Genomic DNA, 19,398 nt, shown 5'->3' with positions numbered 1-19,398 from the left:
CTACCCTTCAGTATCTTACTATACCACACGAAAATAAAGTGGTATTTTTTTGTAATCTTTACTTTATTTTCATCAACAAAAAAAGATGCTTTTACATAGGTAAAGGCATCTTTTTCATTACTTATTTTAAATTACTTTTCGTTCTCTTCTTTTTCTTTATCAAACCATAATAGTTCATCGTTATCCACTTCACCATTATAATTGATTAAGATTTCTTCTCCTGCTTTTATATCTTTATAAGCATAGAAGTTAAATGTATGATTCTCAAAGACAATATCATACGTCGCATTCGGTGTATATGAATGATTGAATAACATGCCGTATCCTAAAAGGATTGCCGTATGATTAATCCCATACTCAAATGCGTAGTCAGCAAGTAATGTTTTCTCAATGTGTTCATGCTGTTCATTCGGATAAGAGATAACTGGCGCTGCGTGTATCAACTCACCTTTTTTAATATCACGAGTTGCAAATACACCTCTATTAAATTCTCCATCACTAAGTTCAGAAGTCTTAACTTCGATCATATACGTCACCTATTTAATTCTTTCTTTGAAGTATTTTAATTCCGCTATTAGCTGAATTTCATCTTCTTAAGCTTGGCAGAAAACGAGCAGAAAAGCAATTAAAATCCGAGCAAGTCTTCGTTTAAATGAAAAAAGGGCACAAACGTTGTGCCCTTTTTAAGTGATATTACTTTTCTAAAATATCTTCTAACAATTTCACTTGCTCGCTAACAGTATGTAATGTCTTCACAGATGTATCATTTCGATGTTTTTCTTCTTCCACACTTGCTAACACTTCTTCTGTAGCCGCAGAAGTTTGCTGGATTACATTGGAAGCATGTGTAACATCCTTTACGATATTCGTCGTTTTAACTTGGAAACTTTCTTGATGACCGACGATTTCTCTCATTACATCATTAATTTCATCAATAAATTTCCCTAAATCCGTTACATTTGTTAAAACACTTACTAGCATTTCATTACATTCTTCTTGTACTCTTTCTGATTTCTCTACTTGCACTTCTACCTTACTTGCTTGATTACTAAAATCCTTCAAAATCCCTTGAATTCTTCCCGCAGAACGATTCGATTCTTCGGCAAGCTTTAATACTTCATTCGCTACAATCGCAAATCCTTTTCCATGCTCACCTGCTCTTGCAGCTTCAATATTTGCATTTAAAGCTAGCAAACTCGTCTGACTTGAAATATTCGTTATTACATCTACAATCTCATTAATTTGTTTCGATTGCATCATTAAATCTCTAAATATAATTCCTGATTGTGAAACAACATCATTTAAACTTTTCATATTTGCTTCAAAGTTTCTTAAAGTATGTACACTACCCTTTGAAATTTCTAAGCTTTCATCAATACGAATCGATGCATTTCTTACTTGAGAAATGATTTGTTCAATATTTCCCTCCATATCATTCAATACTTCTACCGAACGATGCATCATCTCTGATTGTGATTGCGTACCAACTGCTACCTCTTCAAAAGCGAAATTGATTTCACTCATTGACTCCATCGATGTATTCATATTTTGTCTTAAATAATTGAAATTACGATCTAGTTTTACAACCGTTTCCTCAATAAGTCTTTGCGTTTCTTCTAATTCCTGAGCTTTTCTCATTACTTCTTGCTTCTCATCACTTAAACGAGCTAGCAAGTTAGAACCAATTTTCGTGACGCCCCACATAGCGATTGTTACGATTGCTAACAAGCTTGCAAAGTTTGCAGCTTCAGATGCAGCTGTATAAGCAAAAAATTGCTCTGGCCAATAACTACAAAGAATAAATGTGATTACAACTGCCACTCCGCCTAGAATTACAACGAGACGTTCACTTAAATAAATAAGTGAAACGGCTAGTGTAAAATAGACCATTTGAAATACAGCTGGGCTTTCATTAAAAGCTTGTACCATAATGAAAGACATCATAAGCAACATAAATGTCATGATATATTTATACGTCGTTTCCATGCTTTTTATAAAAGTAAGAAGTGTTCCAAATACAACGACAGAAATGCCACAAACCCAAAACGCGATTGCTCTCTCTGTAAAAATATATCCGTAATACCCAATTGCGATGATTCCAAGGAAGAAACTACAAATCGTAATAAACAGCAATAAATGATTTTTCTGTGATTCTTTCTCAAGGTTAGAAAAACAAGTTTTCTTTAACCATTCCATATATAGTCCCACCTTCTGCACTTAATTACTTCAGCTTAAATACCGCACTCACTGGGTTATGATCACTATTTTCAAACTTTAAATCTTTTCCTTGCACATTTACAATCTCAACATTCGGTGAAACGATAAAGCCATCAATAATCGTGACGAAATTTTCACCTTCTACATATTTCTTCACATCGTCTCTCACTGTCATAACAGACGGGTCTACAGCCCATTTAAAGCCACCATCAGTAAAGTCCTTCGGTAACTCTACTAACCACTCAGGACGCTCCTTCACAAACTTCGGATCACTTAATTGAACATCAGAAACTAATTGATTCCAATCTCCGCCCATTATTACGTAATCACCATTTTTATAATGCTTGTTCATATATTCTTTTAAAAACTCTACTTGCTGTTTTCTAATTTTCCCGCCTTCATCGTACGCAGACAAATGTAAGTTTACGAGTCTAACATGCTTTCCATTATTAACAGGGATTGTATGTTCAACAATCGCCCGATCTAAATCAAATAAACGCTTCGGCCAAGGCTCCATTCCAGGAAGCTGGAATCTCTTCGCTTCTTGAACAGTGTATTTAGAAAATGTACTTAATCCAGCCTCCGCATATCCCATTGGATTTGTTATTGGCACTGGAACCCATTTCGTATCGTAGTTCTTGCCAAATGACGAAACATAATCAGGTAATCCTTTTTTCAAAAATTCATGTTCATTCACATCAAATGATCGAAGTGATTTTATATCAACTTCTTGTAGTAGCGCAAAATCACTATTCTCATTTTGTAAAAACGAAAGCATATTCTTTAGGTTAACTTCCGTTTGCTCTTTACTACTTGAACCAGATCCCTTTCCCCCATCCATAAAGAAATCTTGCTCCTTATCTAATCCACCATATCCAATATTAAATGTTGTAACTTTAAATTCATTTCCTGTCGCTAATACGCGCTCTTTATTATTTTCCACCTTCAAACTTACAATATCCGCAGGCTGTTCTTTAGTAAGTGTCATATACCCTAAAAAAACACCTACAACTCCCAATGCTACTAAAATACATATAAGTGCTATTTTTAATAATTTCTTCAAATAAACGCCCCTTTTCTAAAACACACAACTTAATTTTCCTTATTTTCAGTTAACTAAAACCGAATGACAGACATAAGAAATATTTTATCATACCAAAAACCTTATATCACTATATTTAGTTTATAAACAATAACTCTTGCTCTTACATTATCAAAAATACAAAATCCCCTAACTCCTTCACTGGAAATCAAGCGCAATGTTTAGTACACTATATGTAATAATCATAGGCGATGGAGTTCGCCATAAACGCTGCTTAGCTAATGACTCCTACCAGTATAACTACTGGTAGGAGTCTATTTTTTTGAGCAAGCTATTTAAAGAGGTGAGAAAATTGATTTATATTATCGTCGGCATTGCCGGTATATTAGGGGCCCTTTCTCGTTATTATTTAGGTCTTACTATTCATGAATCTTGGCATTATACATTTCCACTAGCTACATTACTGATTAACTTAGTCGGCTGCTTCTTATTAGCGTGGCTGACTACGTATATCGCTAAGCTCAACATCTTATCTTCAGCTGTAATCACAGGCATCGGGACAGGATTCATTGGTTCTTTTACGACGTTTTCAACATTTAGTGTAGAAACTATTCAATTGATCAATCGTTCTGAGTGGAGCATAGCCTTCTTATATGTATCATGCAGCATACTTGGTGGCCTCATTATGTCTGGACTTGGCTATACACTAGGTAATTTCTTACTTAAGAAACATCTTACGGAAGGTGATCACTTATGATAGAAGCTTTATTAGTCGCAACAGGAGGATTTTTCGGTGCGATTACGCGATTTGCAATTAGCAATTGGTTTAAAAAAAGAAATAAAACTTCCTTTCCAATTGCTACATTTCTCATTAATATAACAGGAGCGTTTTTACTCGGATATATAATTGGCAACGGAGTCACTACAGGTTGGCAATTATTATTAGGTACTGGATTTATGGGTGCATTCACAACATTTTCAACGTTTAAACTAGAATCTGTTCAGCTTCTCAATCGTAAAAGCTTTAGCACATTCCTTTTATATTTAAGCGCTACTTACATAGTTGGTATCCTCTTCGCATTCCTTGGAATGCAGCTAGGCGGAATATAAAAAAGAAAGCGACTCTTATCAGTCGCTTTCTTTCATAAGAAATAAGTCCCACCATATGGAATGGAAAAGAAACTAGCTGGATACACATCATAATTCACACTTTGCATCGGAAATTGTGAGTATGGCATATACTGTCCTTGCATCATTTGTGCCAAATATGCTTGTTGCTGCATTTGAATCGCTTGATTCATAGCATGAATGGTCTCCTGCGCCCCAGCAAGCGTAATAGCTGCTCCCACTTGTCTACCACTATAAAAATAATGATTCATTATGATTCAACTCACTTATTATTTTTCTTCCATATCGTATGTTTCTATTTCATGGTGAGTGTTTTATTTCAATTAACGGATTCCCTACTATAGCTCTTCCAAACGGTTATTTTGTGCCAAAGTATGCCTTTTGGAACATACACATTCTTATCGCATTATGATAGTTACCGTCAACGAAAAACTCGTCTAACAGTTCACCTTCTACCATAAATCCAACCTTTTTATAAACATGTACCGCTTTTTCATTTTCCTTATCCACCACTAAATAAATCTTATGCATATTTAATACAGAAAAAGCATAATCCATCGCTAAACGCGTCGCTTCCGCTGCATAACCATATCCTTGATAATTTGGATCAATAATAATTTGGAATTCTGTTCTACGGTGAATATAATCGATTTCCACTAACTCGACTAATCCAACCATTTCATTGTCTTTTTCAACGATAAATCGGCGTTCACTTTGATCATGTATATGTTTATCGTATAAGTCTTGTAGCTCCACAAATGCCTCATACGGCTCTTCAAACCAATACGACATAATATGTGCATTATTATTAAGTTCATGTACAAACTTTAAATCTTCTCGCTCTAATGGACGCAATTTCAATTCCTGATTCATTTCTATAACCTCCAAGTAAAAGAAACCTCTTCACTTAATTTCTCAATTTTTTTCAATTTCAAACGCCCTAATTTTATTGTAAACCTTTAAGTAACTTGAAGGTCAAGATGTAAAAAAGTAGTGCAAACTTATGTCTGCACTACTACTCTTTTCTCAAATCTCTCATATTTGATATGTATAAAGCAATAACTAAAACAAGAATCGCTCCTGCGTATAATAACGTCTCCATCGGTTCCTCATGAGACACAATAATTAATCGAATTAAAGCCGTAATTCCGATATAAATGAAATAACGTAACGGGAAATGATAATTCGATTTAAAATACTTAATGATTAATGCTATGAACTCGAAGTATAAGAAATAGACGATGATACTTTCAACTAATTTATATGACGTATACTTCTTCGCTGAAAATATGTATTGAATAAAAGTAATCGTCTCATTAATTAAAAAGATAGATAAGACAATGGATAATATAATTAGCGCTATATTTAATATCCACTGTAAAACACTCGCGATAAAATGATCAATATTGAATGATTTCATTTTCTCATTAAACTCCCCTTCGTATAAGTACTTATTCATTATAGCAAAATTATAATTGGAGGTGGGTTAAATCATAGGTTCGTCCTTTGTTGGTGCCGGTGTGTGGGATGTTCATTGTTTGGAGGAGTCTTTTAACCGCAGAACTAGATTGCATATTAAGAAAATCCCTCAACTTGCTATTAGTAGTTATCATTCCAAACAGAAGTGTGTAGTCTTGTAAAGCACGTAAATGAGCATTTTTAGACGTACTATTACAGTTTGAGCAGCGCCATCCCTGTTTTTCTTTTAACATTGCCATTGTAAAACATTCCTCACATTGCACGCCCTTTAGCAATTCCTCTTTTTTCACTTTATATTGTGCAAGAATATTTTGTCGCTGCGGAATGTGCTCATTCATAATTTGATTTATAAGTCCATCTACATTATCAATTACGTCTTCTTTATATTGACTTTCCATTTGCTTAATTCTATTAGGTAAATTTGCACCGTGGATAATTTTATTAGGAAGCATTTCATCTGAAGTTTTAATAATTGTACGAGGAGAACTAATTACAACGAGAGATTCAATCGGAATATTATATAAACCATGCAAACTCAGCCATTTTCTCAGCTGCATCTCTTGCCGTTTCACTTGTAAAAGCGGATCTGGAAAACCCTCTTCTGAAGTACCATCTGCGATTCGAATGAGTTGATTAAACTTTGCATCAAAAATTAACGTACCAATGATATTTTTTATTTCAAGAAAAAGAAGAAAACATGAGGAAACTATGAGGGCATCAATTTGAAAATAATGTTTCTGATCAAACAATCTGATGTCATGTAAAATGCTATATTTTGTTTCAGATAGAAAACTAAGCGGATATTCAATTGCCTGCTCTCCTTTATAGCCAGCCATAAATTTCGCTAGACTTTCAACCACCACATTCCTTTTTGGATGATGAGCAGGCAATCTTCTAAGTAAAGCTTCTAATTGAAGCAAATGTACGGACATTTTCCGTTCTTTCACAATCATCTTTATTCCCCTCCAAAATATATCAGCGATTTTTCAAATATATCAGCGCAACTCAAATTATATCGGCGATTTTCGAAATATATCGTCGCAATCCAATTTATATCAGCGATTTTCATAATATATCGACTTACCGACAAAAAACGACACAACATACACACATAAAATCCTATACACAGTATAGCATCACATCTAAAATCGCACTGTAAGCATAATATGAATCCGCCCATTTAATTACGTCGTTTTCAAAATGAGAGATTTACATTCACCTCATGTAAAAGATTTTTTTATAAATATGAAAATTTTTTAGGAATTAGTTTATCTTTTTTTAATGTTTTATTTAGAGGCAGTTTATACTCGAATATTAACATAATAAACATAGTAACTATTACTATAATCACAAACCGTACAACTTACATTTATAAAATGAGGAGACGATAAAAATGAACAAAAAAACGAAAGCACTATCATCTATATTGCTCGGACTCACAATCGCACTAACAGGGTGCGTTGGTACTAAAGCCGAAGAAAATCATAGTAAGCCGAAACAAGAACAAGCTGCTAAAGAAACAAAAAAGGAAAACAAGTTAACGAAAGGCCAAAAAATGGCTAACATTCTTAGCGACACAAATTGGCAAGGTACACGAGTATTAGATAAAGATAAAAATGACTTAACAAAAGAAAATGCAAACTTCATTGGTCTTGCAAAATATGATGCAAAATCAGGAAGATATGAATTCTTTGACGCTAAAACAGGTGCAAGTCGTGGCGATAAAGGAACTTTCTTTATCACAAATGATGGGAAGAAGAGAATATTAATTTCAGAATCAATGAAATATCAAGCTGTTGTTGATATGACAAAGCTAAATAAGAATATATTTACTTATAAACGAATGGGGAAAGATGCTAACGGTAAAGATGTAGAAGTTTTCGTTGAACATGTTCCATATAAAGAAAAAGAGCTTTCTTTCACTGATCCGGACAAGCAGCTGAACACGACTACAGGCGATATCGTTAAAAACGTTGATGGAGATAAGATTTTAGGTGGAACCCTTTGGCACGGAACAAAAGTATTAGATGAAACTGGTAATGACGTAACACAATTTAATTCGAATTTTATAAGTCTAGCAAAATTCGATGACAAGTCTAATAAATATGAGTTCTTCAATAGCGAAACAGGCCAAAGCCGCGGTGACTATGGCTACTTCGATGTGTTGCACGAAAATAAAATAAGAGCTCATGTTTCAATTGGAAATAATAAATATGGTGCGGCTCTTGAACTTACTGAACTAAATAATAAGAAATTTACTTATAAAAGAACTGGTAAAGACCAAGCAGGGAAAGACATCACTGTATTTGTTGAACATGAACCTTATACAGGTGATATGAAACCAAAATTTAGTTTTTAATTTGTTTGATTAAAAATCTATATTTGATATTTAGAACATGAAGAAGCATAAGCTGACCAAAACGGTCAGCTTATGCTTCTTTTTACATGTAACAACCACTACAGCTCTTCAATTACCTTCGTTAGCTTTTGAAGCGCTGATAAAAGGTTTGTTAATTCTTCTGATAAAAAAACTGCTGCCTACAAAATCTAGACAGCAGCTACAGTATACATTTTATAACTAATAAACAGCAATCGGCCCATAAGGACCTTTAATAATTTCTATTCTTGTTTCAAAAATATCTGTCAAAAGTGTTGAGTCCATAACTTCTTCTACTGTTCCAAAAGCAGCAATTTGTCCATCTTTCATCGCACAAATTTTGTCAGAGTATTTAGCTGCAAAATTTATGTCATGCATAACAGTCAAAATTGTTCTTCCAAATTCATTAGCCGCACGTCTCAAATGCTCCATCATTTGAACAGATCGAGCAACATCAAGGTTATTTAGCGGCTCGTCCAAAAGTACATATTCAGTCTCTTGGCACAATACCATCGCTACATATGCCCTTTGTCTTTGACCACCAGAAAGCTCATCTAAATATCTATTCTCTAAATTCGTTAAATCTAGGAAGTCGATATATTTAGAAATTATAACTTCATCCTCTTTCGTTAATCTTCCCCTTGAATAAGGAAAGCGCCCAAATCCAACTAATTGTCTAACAGTAAGCCTCGTTACAAAATGATTTTCTTGTCGCAATATAGTCAAAACTTTTGCTAAGTCTTTTGATTTGGATTCAGAAACATCCATATTTGCTACTTGGATTTGACCTTCATCCATATCTAAAAGTCTTCCTATCATCAAAAGTGTCGTAGACTTTCCAGCACCATTTGGTCCAATTAAAGAAGTAAAGCCCGCTTTTGGTATTTCAATATCCAAAGGTCCTATTTTTACCTTATCCGTATAGAACTTTTTAACATTATCAATTTTTATCATAAAGCCCTCTTCCTTAAAACTATAGTTAAGAATATAATTCCACCAAATAATTCAATAATAACTGAAACTACACCTTGAGCATGGAATACATGATACATTAAAAAGTATGCGCTCGTCATTATTAAAAATCCGATTGCAAAAGCCATTGGGAAAATATATCTGTGATCATACGTCGATGCCGCCTGATAACTCAAAGTTGCTACTAAAAATCCATAGAAAGTAAGTGGCCCAATTAGAGCTGTTGAAATAGACATTAAAATAGCTACTAATACAAGCGTATAAATTACACTAGGTTGATATTTAACTCCAAAAGAAGTAGCAACATCCTTTCCTAGCGACAAAACATTCAAATTCTTAGAATGAGCAAAAATTAATACTGCTACAATTATGATCATCGGAATTACAATAGGAAAATAGGCAGGATCTGCATGATTAACAGAGCCAAATAATTTCGCTTGCAAAATATCAAACTCTGAAGGCGCAAGTAGTTTTCTCATGAAAGTTGACATAGAATTTAGTCCAGTGCCAATGATAATCCCGACTAAAAGCATAAGTTGTAAATTCCCGTATTTACCGGAAAGTAGCCATCCATAAAGTATCAAACTCATGAGGACCATAACAACGACTTGAAATAAAAATGATCCAATTCCATTAAAATTGATCAATGCACTAGCACCAAAGAAGAATATTGTGCTCGTGTGAATTGCTGAATAAAGTGATTCGAAACCTAAAAGCGAAGGAGTAATAATCTTATTATTCGTAATGGATTGGAAAGCAACTGTCGACAAGCTATGGCAAACAGCTGCAATAATCATTGCAACAATAGCTACAATCCTTCTCTTAACAACTGGGATAAAAGAAGGTGAATCTATCGGAACTGGATTGTTATACACTAAAAGTCCATATGAAGAAAGGAGGCCTAAAGCAATCAATGTTATCAGTACAATCCAATAACGTCTTGCTTCCTTCTTAGAACGAAAAGCGCTAGCTGATCTACTTTCATTATGAAGGCTAGAATCGACTTCGACATTTTCTTTATTTCTATAATCTAATGTGATCATCGTAGCCTCCTTGGTTTTCTTTTTCTCAATAAAATAGTAATAAACACGACTGCTCCCACTGATGCAAGTATTAAAGAAACAGGTAATTCAAAAGGCTTTATAATTGTTCGAGAAATGATATCACAGGCAGTTATTGTCCCCATTCCGATCAGACACACCCAAGGTAAATTACTTCTAAGATCATCACCTCTAAACATGGAAACAATATTTGGAACAATTAACCCTAAGAAAGGTAAATTTCCAATAACAGCTGCAACAATTCCAACGGCAAAAGAAATAAGGGCCGTTCCAAAAAGAACAATTCGGTTGTAATTAACTCCAAGGCTTGTTGCAACATCTTCTCCTAGTCCAGCTAAAGTCAATCTATTCGCATACATAAAAATAAGCAAAGTAACGATAACAATCAGCCATAAATATTCGTATCTTCCCACCTGAATGTTAGCAAATGAACCTACAAACCAAGTTTCAATACTTTGCGTCATTTGAAAAAGGAGTCCCAAAAAAGTAGACACTGCAGAAATAACTGCTCCAAGCATCAATCCAATAATCGGGACAATTAAAGACGAACGGAGCTTAACTCTTCTTAAAAATAGAAAGAAAATCATAGTTCCTATAAAAGAAAAAATGATTGCACCAGTCATTCTTTGAACTAAAGTTGGGGCAGGAAATAGTAAATACACAAAAAGCAGGCCTAAGCCTGACCATTCAATAGTCCCCGTTGTAGTAGGTTCAACAAATCGATTTTGTGTAATAAGTTGCATGACGAGCCCTGCCATCGCCATTGCAGCTCCAGTAAGCATTAATGCAACTGTTCTCGGAACACGAGTGATGAAAAACATCTCCATTCCGTCCTCTTGTCCACGTATATCATAAACGCCAGTAAACAGTGATATAATCCCTAAAATTATAACAACTATAATCGCTATTATAAAAGATTTTGTCCATAATTTATTGTGATTATAAAACTGGGGTTGAGAAATATTCTCAACCCTAGAAATTATATTTTTTGACACTGCTTCGTACTCCTTTACACTACTTAGCTAAAGTTTTTGCAAGATTTCCAAATAACTCTATATAAGTTTGAATTGATTCATTTGTGTAAGTATCTGCTGGTGCATAAATAACTTGTTTTTTAGAAACAGCAGTTGTGTTTTGAAGAGCTGGTGATTTAGAAATAACATCCTGAGCAGGAGCTGACTTAGCTGCATCAGATGTTGCAGCATCACGATCTAATACGAACAGCCAATCAGGATTTGTTTGTGCAATAGCTTCAACAGAAACGTCGTCACCTTTATGACCTGCAGTAGAATTAGAAACTTCTAATGCTGGAGTCCAACCGAAAATTTCATACATTGGTCCCCAAACACGGCCAGAGTGCGGCGCAGCAAAACCGATATTACCACCAGTAACGATAACACTCATAACTTTATCTTTTCCGTTATAAGCAGATTTTGCATTTTCAATAGATTTATCAAAATCAGCTACTAATTTTTTAGCTTCTTTCTCTTTATCAAAGATTTTTCCTAAAGTAACAGTAGAATCTTTAAGTCCTTTTACTAAGTTTTCTCCAGGCTTAGTAGCCTTCTCAGAAACATCAACATTAAGATCAATAACTGCTGCATTTGGTACTAATTTTTTGATTTCTTCGTAATGGCTAGCAAATCTTTGACCAACAATTACAAGGTCAGGGTTTGCAGCGGCAATAATTTCAAGATTTGGCTCACGGTGATTCCCAATATTTTGAACTTTTTCATCCTTTTTATATGCTGAATCAGCAGGCATGATATCCTTTGGAGCAGCCGCTAATTTAATTCCCCAATCAGCTAAAGTTTCAAACGTTCTATTATCTAAAGCAACTACATTCTTTGGATTTACAGGAACAGTAACTTTTCCATGCGCATCAGTGATTTCAACCGTTTTTGGCTTATCACTACCATTATCTTTAGTAGCCTTCGAAGTTTCTTTACTTGAATCTGAGCAAGCTACTAACATTAAAGTGAAAATTGCTAGAATACTTACTAATTTTAAAAGCATAGTTTTTTTCATACGTATACTCCTTATTATGTAATTTATTTCGAAAATGATGACTTCCAAAGATTGAATTAGATAATAACTGCTATTCACCTAAATCAATATTGATAATCATTTTCATTTGAATATCCTGTAAATAAGTATAGTCATTAATTATGTGAAAATCTTGTGAATGGTGTGAGTTAATAAAATTAAAAATAAATTTGATACGGTCTCAACTAATGCGCAGCAGATCCATCCCCCACACCTTATAAAACATGGTTTTTACTGCAAAAAAATGACTATTTCCTGATAGCAATCTTCTTTTTATAGTTTCTGTCTTTTCATATTTCACAGAAACTACTTTATGATCTTATTTTTATCATTCAACCATTGAATAGCCTCTGCCATGTATTGTTTGAATATATCTATTTTTCTTCTCACACTTTAACTTTTTTCTTACATACCCAATATATAAGTCTACTACATTTTGATTTACGACTACGTTATGTCCCCAAACTTGGTTCAAAAGCATTTCACGGCTCAATATTGTATTTTTATTCTTGATTAAAAATACAAGTAAATCGTACTCACGCTTCGTAAGCGAGAGATTTTTACCACCTTTTTTCACAATATTGCTAGATGCATCAACAAAGAGATCTTTAAACTGATAAAAGGTTATCTCATTTTGCTGGTTACAGTTACTTCTCCTTAAAATAGCTTGCACCCTTGCTACTAATTCTTCTTTCGCAAATGGTTTTCTTATATAATCATCAGCTCCTGCTTGTAACCCTGCTACGCAATCCTCGCTAGAAATATTGTCGGTCACAATAATGATGGGTGTCATTTTAACAAGTCGTATTTTCCTGCAAATTTCTGGTCCAGATATGCTTAATGAATCCCAATCTAATATAATAATATCCCAATCTTGTTCATATGCTATATTTAAACCTTCGTTTTCATTGTGAAGTTTTAAAATGAAATGGCCTTCTTCCGTTAAACCGCTTACGATTTTCTTTGCTAAAGACCGTTCATTTTTAATTACTAACACCTGCCTCACCGATGGTTCACCTCTACTTCAATATAACTTAGTCACATAAAAAATTATTTAAGATTTATAAATATTAAACCCCTAAAAAATCCATTAAAACAGTTTATTAGGAGAACTCTATATAATCTTACAATAGGTATAGATAGAAACACAAAACATATTAAGATTTGAATAAAATGAATTTTCAATTTAGCTCAATCGGACTTTTACAGACATCTCGGCAGATAATAGGATAAAAGAAAATATAACAAAAGCACTTATCCATAGAATAAGTGCTTTTGTTATATTTTCGCGATTGTATGATATTGATTTCCTTTAGGGAAATGTATAGTCACTTTTGTATATTCATTCTCTTTCGATTCGATAGAAATATCATGCCCTAATTTATGAGATAAACGTTTCGCTAAATATAACCCTAATCCCGTTGACTTCGTATGGACTCTCCCGTTCGCTCCTGTAAAACCACGCTCAAATACACGCCCAATATCTTCAAGCTTAATACCAATTCCATTATCTTGAATAATGAGTCGCTTTTCTGCTTTGTCTTCTTCCCCAATAAACTTAATTTCTCCATGCGAATCAGTATACTTCAATGCATTTGCCACAATCTGATCGACAATAAAAGATAACCATTTTGTATCACTCTCTACTAAAAGTTGCAAGTTTGTGCGTTCAAATTGAATGCGTTTTGAAATAAATGTCTTAGCATATTTCTTCATACTAGCACCCGTAATCGCCTCTAGAGAAACTTCTTGAATGAAATAATCTTTTGAAAAGGAATCAAGCCGTGAATAATACAAAGCTTGTTCAACGAAGTGATCTATTTTCCCTAACTCATCCTCTAATTTATCAATTAAAATATCCGCTGGTTTATCGCTGCGCATCAATAGTTGACTAGCAGCAATCGGTATCTTAACTTCATGAATCCAAGACATAATAAAATCATGATATTCTTTCTTTTCCTCATGCAATACGTACATTTTCTCTTGTTGCTCTAAATACAGTTTTTTTAATATATCTGTATACATTTCCTGTTCATATGTGTGTGGATTTGGGATTGCAATCACTGTATCCTGCTCTAAATGAAGAGCAATATGAAGTTCTTTATAAAATCTTTTATGATAAAAATACCCGATTATAAGATAGATAAGAATAAAAATTGCACTTACAACATTGATATATATAAGATTTGCTTTTGTATTACTTAATCCCTCACTTAAATAAATCATGGTAGAAATAAATAACATAATCAAAAAGTAAAGAAGCATAAAATACCGGCGTTCTTTTATGTAACGAAAAATACTCATGTAATAATGTAACCTTGCCCTTTCTTCGTATGGATAAATTCCTCTTTTCCAAGTTCAGCAAGCTTCTTCCTTACACGAGCGACGTTTACTGTTAATGTATTATCATCAACAAAACTTTCATTTTCCCAAAGTTTACGCATAATATTATCTCGACTTACAATCGATCCTATATTCTGCATTAATATCTGTAAAATTTTAAACTCATTTTTTGTTAATTCCAATATTTGATTATGATAGGTTACTTCCCCGCTCTGTAAATTTAATACGACACCTTCATATTCAACAACATTTGTTTCCGTTTGTGTATAAGAATATGTACGTCTCATAAGAGCCTGAATTTTAGCAACTAAAACATCTGTATAAAATGGTTTCTGCATAAAATCATCTCCCCCCATATTCATAGCCATTACCATATCCATAGGATTATCACGAGATGACAAGAAAATAATTGGTACTTTCGATACTTCACGAATTTTTCTACACCAATAAAATCCATCAAAATAAGGAAGATTAATATCAAGTAAAACAAGTTGCGGAGATTGCGCCAAAAAATCGTTTAAAATATGTTCAAAGTTTGTACTCGTCCATACTTTAAATCCCCATTTCTCTAACTCATCGGCAACCGTTTCACGAATGGTTGGTTCATCTTCAACTAATAAAACTTTCATAAAAAGTTTGCCTCCTAGCACTATTTTAACCTTACAAGTTTGTAAGGTTTGAATTATAATTTGTAAGGTTGTCCTATGGTTTAGGGTATAAAATTACCATACAATAAGCTTATCATACAATAGAGGAGGATCCATATTGAACCCCGTATTACAGGCAAAACACGTAAGGAAGGTCTTTAGTAATAGAGGTAACATATTTACTGCCCTCCATGATATTGATCTAACAATTTTTGAAGGTGAATTCGTTGGCATAATGGGTCCATTTGGATCTGGAAAATCTACTTTATTAAATATATTATCAACAATTGATATACCAACCACTGGAGAAATTATTGTTGATGGAAAAGATGTTATAAAAATGAAAGATGAACAACTTACTGCATTCCGTATTGACACATTAGGCTTTATTTTTCAGGACTACAATTTACTTGATACATTAACGATAAAGGATAATATACTTTTACCACTTGCTTTAAGAAATATAAATGCACAAGAAATTGATGCACGCGTAGATGAAGTTGCAACAATGTTTGGCATTCAAGAACTGCTAAATAAATATCCGTATCAAATTTCTGGTGGACAACAACAGCGTACTGCGGCAGCGAGAGCTATTATAGGAAAACCGAAATTAATTTTAGCTGATGAACCTACAGGTGCACTAGACTCTAAATCAGCAGCTGATTTACTACACAGCCTACAAGCGTTAAATAAAAAACAACTTGCCACCATTTTGATGGTTACGCATGATCCCTTTGTAGCAAGTTATTGCAAACGCATCCTCTTTATTAAAGATGGAAAACTCTTCACAGAACTTGTAAAGGGCGAGATGCCACAAGAAGAATTCTCCCAAAAACTATTACGTATTCTTTCTGCTCTTGGAGGTAGCGGGCATGACACCATTTAGTATCATCAAAAAAAACTTACAAAGAAATCTTAAAAATTATGTACTATACTTTGCATCTATGATACTTAGTATTGTCATTTATTTCATTTTTGTATCCTTACAATATAACGATTATATCGTAGAACAAACAAATACAGCCAAAGGAATTGCAGATGTTTTTCAAGCTTCTTCTGTTATTCTAATCATTTTTGTAGCAATATTCATCTGGTATTCAAACTCATTTTTCACAAAGAAAAGAAAAAAGGAAATTGCACTATATTCCTTACTAGGTGTTCCAAAACGGCAAATTGGTACCATGTTATTTTATGAAAATCTCATCATAGGAATTATTGCACTCATTATAGGAATGAGCATCGGGGCTTTACTCTCAAAGGTATTTTCCATGTTACTTTTAAAAGTAATGCAATTATCAACCACTATTTCATTTTCTTTTTCTTTAGAAGCAATAATACATACCACGCTTGTATTTACCATTATTATTTTAATAACATCTTTTCACGGTTATAGCATCATTTACAAGTTCAAATTGATTGAATTACTTCAGGCTGAAAGACAAGGTGAGCTCATTCCAAAAGGATCCATATGGACCGCTTTATTAGGAATTATTTTAGTTATCTCTTCTTACTGGTTCGTACTTCAACCTATTTTCTCTTCTACATGGCTGGATCATAAGACACGGAATATGTGTATTATTTTAGGTGGTTCTATAATCGGTACATATTTCATATTTCGTTCTTTTACTGTTTTTTTATTACTTGGCTTACAGAAGAATAAAACACGCTATTACCGCGGGATTAATGTGGTTAGTGTATCTCAACTATTAGCACGCATTCAAGCAAACGCAAAAACACTAACTGCCATTGCACTATTAAGCGCAGTCACACTATGCGGAATCGGTGCTTCTTATAGTATGTATTATAAAAATAAAGTAATGATTGATAAAACAGAACCGTTTAGTTTTATGTATGTAAAAACAGATTCACAAGTAGATCAACAAATTGAAAATACAATAAAAAATTCTAATCATACAATAAAAGAGAAGATTACTATTCCTTTAATAAAAGTAAAAGCGGATTTACAGGTGAATGGTCTCATGCCAATTAATTTTGAAAAAAATCCTAATGAGTTAAATTTATTATCTGAGAGTACATTCAATATGCTAGCCGATAAGACTAATAAGGATATAAAAGTATCCCTTCAAAATACAGAAGTGGTTGCTCTCGATGCAAATAAAAGTCATACGTTTCAAACTGAATATAAAAACGGCAAAGTAGACCTGCATCTTTCAAATAATGATTATTCATTGCAATTTGTAGGAAAAATTCAAGACAACATCCTAAATGATTCATTACACGAATTCACTATCGTCGTGCCCGACCAAATTTTTTATGATATGAGCAAACAACAAAAACCTTATATGCTACAAGCATATAAAGTATCCGATGACAAAAATACAGAAAAGTTAACGAAAGCAATTCAAATACTCCTTAAAGATATCAATTTAATATCCAAATACGGTGCTTATAAAAGTGCTGTGGAAGCCACAGGATTAGTCATCTTCGCTGGTGTATTTTTAGGACTCGTCTTTTTAGCTGCAACTGGAAGCATCATTTACTTTAAACAATTAACAGAAGCAACTATAGATCAAGACAAATATATCATTTTACGTAAATTAGGTGTAAGTAAGCAAACCATTTTTAAATCGATTGCAAAACAAATTGCCTTTATATTCATTTTGCCACTTACTGTCGGTAGCTTGCATAGTATTGTCGTTTTAAAGGCACTTTCTAATACACTTGGCATAGATATTTTCATTCCAGTTTTAACTACCATAGTTGCCTATACATTGATTTATTTTGCTTACTATATACTGACAGTAAAATCCTATAATAATATCGTGAATAAATAAAAAAGCATCTCAACAGATGCTTTTTTATTTATTTGTTCTTTTTAAAAGTTATCACATTATACGTTTTACTCATTTTCTCATAGAATAAACGCTTATCTCGTTTGAAAATATGCAATACAAAATGCAATAAAATTAAACCATTGAAAATAAAGAATAATAAAAGGAAAATTATCTCTAATTGCTCATTCAATATTCTAGAAGCAATTAAAATATAATTGATACCACCAATCCCGTAATATAACAGGCCATAGCGTTTACATAATTCAATGAAAGTAATTCTCTCTCCTTGCCCTTTTACTCTAAAATGAAGAATCCATTTCCCAATTGTTTTCCCATTTGTGAAATAAGGAACAACAATAAAATAAACGAATATCCAAACGAAGCCAAGTAAAAGCTCGTCCAATTTTTCAGCAGGGTTAAATATAAATGCTATGGAAACTTTCACATTGAATATTAAAGAAGTCACAATCCCAATAACAAACCAATCCATCCAAAGAGCAAGGAAACGTCGTGTCATACGAACTGGTTTATTTTCAAAATCAACTTTTTCATCCATCGCATGTACATCTGGTAGGAAATAAGTAAATATTGGTGCAATCATATATCCAGCAAATCCACCAAGCGTATTTAAGAATAAATCATCAACATCAAATAAACGATATGGACAATTATATAGTCCATATAACCCAGTTAATTGTGTAACTTCGAAGAATAAGGAAACAAAAAATGTAATAATAACAGTTTGTAACAGATTACGACGGAAATAATATCGTAAATAAACGCCTAATGGTAACAATAAAAGAAAATTAAATGCTACCTGTAAAAATGCACGCTCTTTCAAAATTCCAATGTATGACATTGGATTTGCAAAATTCACCTTTGTTTCTCTCAAAATGTCCATGATTGAAGTAAAAGGTGTTATTTGATAATGCTGTGTTCCTGGACGTTGCATACTACACGTATCAAACGTAGCCGGAAACGGTAAAATAATTAAATAATAGGCCGCCATTGAAAATAATAATAAAGAGTACAAAACAAACATACGTAAATAATTAATATACCCATGCTTCCGATACTGCCAAATTAAAAAAGGAATTAATAAAATAAACCCAGCGATTGGAAAGGTAATTATCGCTGTCTTAATCGGGAATAAATAAGCACCCAATTTCTTCACCTCCAAAATATACAACATTCGCTATTATAACAAATTTTTCTTTTTATTCCATTTTCAGTTTTATTTGTTTTTTCATTCAATTTATTTGGTTTTCAAGTTAACTTATTACTCATCAAA

20 protein-coding genes and 1 riboswitch are annotated in these 19,398 nt (G+C 33.2%); of the genes, 5 read left to right on the top strand and 15 right to left on the bottom strand.

The window, feature by feature from the left end:
- Nucleotides 1-131: 131 nt before the first annotated feature.
- The 3 genes from PQF83_RS23545 to PQF83_RS23535 all read right to left on the bottom strand — a co-directional run bounded on the left by PQF83_RS23545 (nucleotide 132) and on the right by PQF83_RS23535 (nucleotide 3,280).
- Entirely contained in the window at nucleotides 132-527 is a 396-nt protein-coding gene (locus PQF83_RS23545; protein WP_000573649.1) for an SET domain-containing protein, read from the bottom strand.
- Between the two features lie 166 nt (nucleotides 528-693).
- Entirely contained in the window at nucleotides 694-2,196 is a 1,503-nt protein-coding gene (locus tag PQF83_RS23540) for a DUF4077 domain-containing protein (RefSeq protein ID WP_000455054.1), read from the bottom strand.
- 25 nt (nucleotides 2,197-2,221) lie between these two features.
- Nucleotides 2,222-3,280, bottom strand: coding sequence for an endonuclease/exonuclease/phosphatase family protein (locus PQF83_RS23535; protein ID WP_000734834.1), 1,059 nt, complete (start codon nucleotides 3,278-3,280; stop codon nucleotides 2,222-2,224).
- 217 nt (nucleotides 3,281-3,497) lie between these two features.
- Nucleotides 3,498-3,557: riboswitch (Fluoride riboswitch) on the top strand.
- A 54-nt stretch (nucleotides 3,558-3,611) separates the two neighbouring features.
- On the opposite strand from PQF83_RS23535, the gene crcB (PQF83_RS23530) reads away from it, so the two are divergent.
- Together crcB (PQF83_RS23530) and crcB (PQF83_RS23525) are read left to right on the top strand one after the other, a co-directional pair.
- Nucleotides 3,612-4,016, top strand: a complete 405-nt coding sequence (gene crcB / locus PQF83_RS23530) for a fluoride efflux transporter CrcB (protein WP_000639335.1) — start codon at nucleotides 3,612-3,614, stop codon at nucleotides 4,014-4,016.
- Nucleotides 4,013-4,369, top strand: a complete 357-nt coding sequence (crcB, locus tag PQF83_RS23525) for a fluoride efflux transporter CrcB (RefSeq protein WP_000568597.1) — start codon at nucleotides 4,013-4,015, stop codon at nucleotides 4,367-4,369. The genes crcB (PQF83_RS23530) and crcB (PQF83_RS23525) overlap by 4 nt, the downstream gene beginning before the upstream one ends.
- Before the next feature lie 32 nt (nucleotides 4,370-4,401).
- On the opposite strand, the gene PQF83_RS23520 is transcribed toward crcB (PQF83_RS23525), so the two are convergent.
- From PQF83_RS23520 to PQF83_RS23505, 4 genes are all read right to left on the bottom strand, one after another.
- On the bottom strand, nucleotides 4,402-4,641 hold the full coding sequence (locus PQF83_RS23520) for a DUF3947 family protein (protein WP_033671843.1): 240 nt from the start codon (nucleotides 4,639-4,641) through the stop codon (nucleotides 4,402-4,404).
- A gap of 103 nt (nucleotides 4,642-4,744) precedes the next feature.
- On the bottom strand, nucleotides 4,745-5,260 hold the full coding sequence (gene speG / locus PQF83_RS23515) for a spermidine N1-acetyltransferase (protein WP_001071086.1): 516 nt from the start codon (nucleotides 5,258-5,260) through the stop codon (nucleotides 4,745-4,747).
- A gap of 142 nt (nucleotides 5,261-5,402) precedes the next feature.
- Entirely contained in the window at nucleotides 5,403-5,807 is a 405-nt protein-coding gene (psiE, locus tag PQF83_RS23510; RefSeq protein WP_000834704.1) for a phosphate-starvation-inducible protein PsiE, read from the bottom strand.
- Nucleotides 5,808-5,856: 49 nt separating this feature from the next.
- A complete protein-coding gene (locus PQF83_RS23505) occupies nucleotides 5,857-6,819 on the bottom strand; it encodes a nuclease-related domain-containing protein (RefSeq protein WP_046198744.1) in 963 nt (320 codons plus the stop codon).
- 440 nt (nucleotides 6,820-7,259) lie between these two features.
- Between PQF83_RS23505 and PQF83_RS23500 the strand changes: the two genes are divergently transcribed.
- Nucleotides 7,260-8,225 carry a DUF4822 domain-containing protein gene (locus PQF83_RS23500; RefSeq protein ID WP_001036619.1) on the top strand — a complete coding sequence of 322 codons (966 nt, stop codon included), beginning with the start codon at nucleotides 7,260-7,262 and terminating at the stop codon, nucleotides 8,223-8,225.
- Between the two features lie 219 nt (nucleotides 8,226-8,444).
- Here PQF83_RS23500 and PQF83_RS23495 read toward each other — a convergent pair whose 3' ends face one another.
- The 7 genes from PQF83_RS23495 to PQF83_RS23465 all read right to left on the bottom strand — a co-directional run bounded on the left by PQF83_RS23495 (nucleotide 8,445) and on the right by PQF83_RS23465 (nucleotide 15,294).
- The gene (locus PQF83_RS23495) at nucleotides 8,445-9,197 is read right to left on the bottom strand and encodes an iron ABC transporter ATP-binding protein (protein ID WP_000590073.1); all 753 of its coding nucleotides are present in this window, start codon (nucleotides 9,195-9,197) and stop codon (nucleotides 8,445-8,447) included.
- Nucleotides 9,194-10,258 (bottom strand): iron chelate uptake ABC transporter family permease subunit, encoded by a 1,065-nt coding sequence (locus PQF83_RS23490; protein WP_000631129.1) that lies wholly within the window; start codon nucleotides 10,256-10,258, stop codon nucleotides 9,194-9,196. The genes PQF83_RS23495 and PQF83_RS23490 overlap by 4 nt, the downstream gene beginning before the upstream one ends.
- On the bottom strand, nucleotides 10,255-11,271 hold the full coding sequence (locus PQF83_RS23485; protein WP_000041830.1) for an ABC transporter permease: 1,017 nt from the start codon (nucleotides 11,269-11,271) through the stop codon (nucleotides 10,255-10,257). Before PQF83_RS23485 ends, PQF83_RS23490 begins: the two co-directional genes overlap by 4 nt.
- A gap of 19 nt (nucleotides 11,272-11,290) precedes the next feature.
- Nucleotides 11,291-12,304: a siderophore ABC transporter substrate-binding protein gene (locus PQF83_RS23480; RefSeq protein ID WP_000753457.1), complete on the bottom strand. Its 1,014-nt coding sequence runs from the start codon at nucleotides 12,302-12,304 to the stop codon at nucleotides 11,291-11,293.
- A 346-nt stretch (nucleotides 12,305-12,650) separates the two neighbouring features.
- On the bottom strand, nucleotides 12,651-13,328 hold the full coding sequence (locus PQF83_RS23475) for a response regulator transcription factor (protein ID WP_001250242.1): 678 nt from the start codon (nucleotides 13,326-13,328) through the stop codon (nucleotides 12,651-12,653).
- A gap of 272 nt (nucleotides 13,329-13,600) precedes the next feature.
- Nucleotides 13,601-14,626, bottom strand: coding sequence for a sensor histidine kinase (locus tag PQF83_RS23470; protein ID WP_000021844.1), 1,026 nt, complete (start codon nucleotides 14,624-14,626; stop codon nucleotides 13,601-13,603).
- Complete coding sequence (locus tag PQF83_RS23465; RefSeq protein WP_000866334.1) at nucleotides 14,623-15,294, bottom strand: response regulator transcription factor; 672 nt, start codon at nucleotides 15,292-15,294, stop codon at nucleotides 14,623-14,625. Before PQF83_RS23465 ends, PQF83_RS23470 begins: the two co-directional genes overlap by 4 nt.
- Before the next feature lie 136 nt (nucleotides 15,295-15,430).
- Here PQF83_RS23465 and PQF83_RS23460 point away from each other — a divergent pair, with 136 nt between their 5' ends.
- Both PQF83_RS23460 and PQF83_RS23455 read left to right on the top strand, forming a co-directional pair.
- Nucleotides 15,431-16,198, top strand: coding sequence for an ABC transporter ATP-binding protein (locus PQF83_RS23460; RefSeq protein WP_272792347.1), 768 nt, complete (start codon nucleotides 15,431-15,433; stop codon nucleotides 16,196-16,198).
- Complete coding sequence (locus PQF83_RS23455) at nucleotides 16,185-18,107, top strand: ABC transporter permease (RefSeq protein ID WP_000187481.1); 1,923 nt, start codon at nucleotides 16,185-16,187, stop codon at nucleotides 18,105-18,107. Before PQF83_RS23460 ends, PQF83_RS23455 begins: the two co-directional genes overlap by 14 nt.
- Before the next feature lie 28 nt (nucleotides 18,108-18,135).
- Here PQF83_RS23455 and PQF83_RS23450 read toward each other — a convergent pair whose 3' ends face one another.
- On the bottom strand, nucleotides 18,136-19,272 hold the full coding sequence (locus PQF83_RS23450; protein ID WP_000501568.1) for a VanZ family protein: 1,137 nt from the start codon (nucleotides 19,270-19,272) through the stop codon (nucleotides 18,136-18,138).
- Between the last annotated feature and the right edge of the window lie 126 nt (nucleotides 19,273-19,398).

This window comes from Bacillus sp. FF-1 (genome assembly GCF_028548245.1).
Classification (GTDB): Bacteria; Bacillota; Bacilli; order Bacillales; family Bacillaceae_G; genus Bacillus_A; species Bacillus_A paranthracis.
This window is presented reverse-complemented; position numbering and strand designations above follow the sequence as displayed.

Excerpts from the sequence above, each read along its gene's own strand:
- PQF83_RS23480 (WP_000753457.1), bottom strand. The coding sequence starts at position 12,304 with ATGAAAAAAACTATGCTTTTAAAATTAGTAAGTATTCTAGCAATTTTC.
- PQF83_RS23505 (WP_046198744.1), bottom strand. The coding sequence starts at position 6,819 with ATGATTGTGAAAGAACGGAAAATGTCCGTACATTTGCTTCAATTAGAA.
- PQF83_RS23495 (WP_000590073.1), bottom strand. The coding sequence starts at position 9,197 with ATGATAAAAATTGATAATGTTAAAAAGTTCTATACGGATAAGGTAAAA.
- PQF83_RS23500 (WP_001036619.1), top strand. The coding sequence starts at position 7,260 with ATGAACAAAAAAACGAAAGCACTATCATCTATATTGCTCGGACTCACA.
- crcB (WP_000568597.1), top strand. The coding sequence starts at position 4,013 with ATGATAGAAGCTTTATTAGTCGCAACAGGAGGATTTTTCGGTGCGATT.
- speG (WP_001071086.1), bottom strand. The coding sequence starts at position 5,260 with ATGAATCAGGAATTGAAATTGCGTCCATTAGAGCGAGAAGATTTAAAG.
- PQF83_RS23455 (WP_000187481.1), top strand. The coding sequence starts at position 16,185 with ATGACACCATTTAGTATCATCAAAAAAAACTTACAAAGAAATCTTAAA.
- PQF83_RS23470 (WP_000021844.1), bottom strand. The coding sequence starts at position 14,626 with ATGAGTATTTTTCGTTACATAAAAGAACGCCGGTATTTTATGCTTCTT.
- PQF83_RS23465 (WP_000866334.1), bottom strand. The coding sequence starts at position 15,294 with ATGAAAGTTTTATTAGTTGAAGATGAACCAACCATTCGTGAAACGGTT.
- PQF83_RS23490 (WP_000631129.1), bottom strand. The coding sequence starts at position 10,258 with ATGATCACATTAGATTATAGAAATAAAGAAAATGTCGAAGTCGATTCT.
- PQF83_RS23540 (WP_000455054.1), bottom strand. The coding sequence starts at position 2,196 with ATGGAATGGTTAAAGAAAACTTGTTTTTCTAACCTTGAGAAAGAATCA.
- psiE (WP_000834704.1), bottom strand. The coding sequence starts at position 5,807 with ATGAAATCATTCAATATTGATCATTTTATCGCGAGTGTTTTACAGTGG.
- PQF83_RS23545 (WP_000573649.1), bottom strand. The coding sequence starts at position 527 with ATGATCGAAGTTAAGACTTCTGAACTTAGTGATGGAGAATTTAATAGA.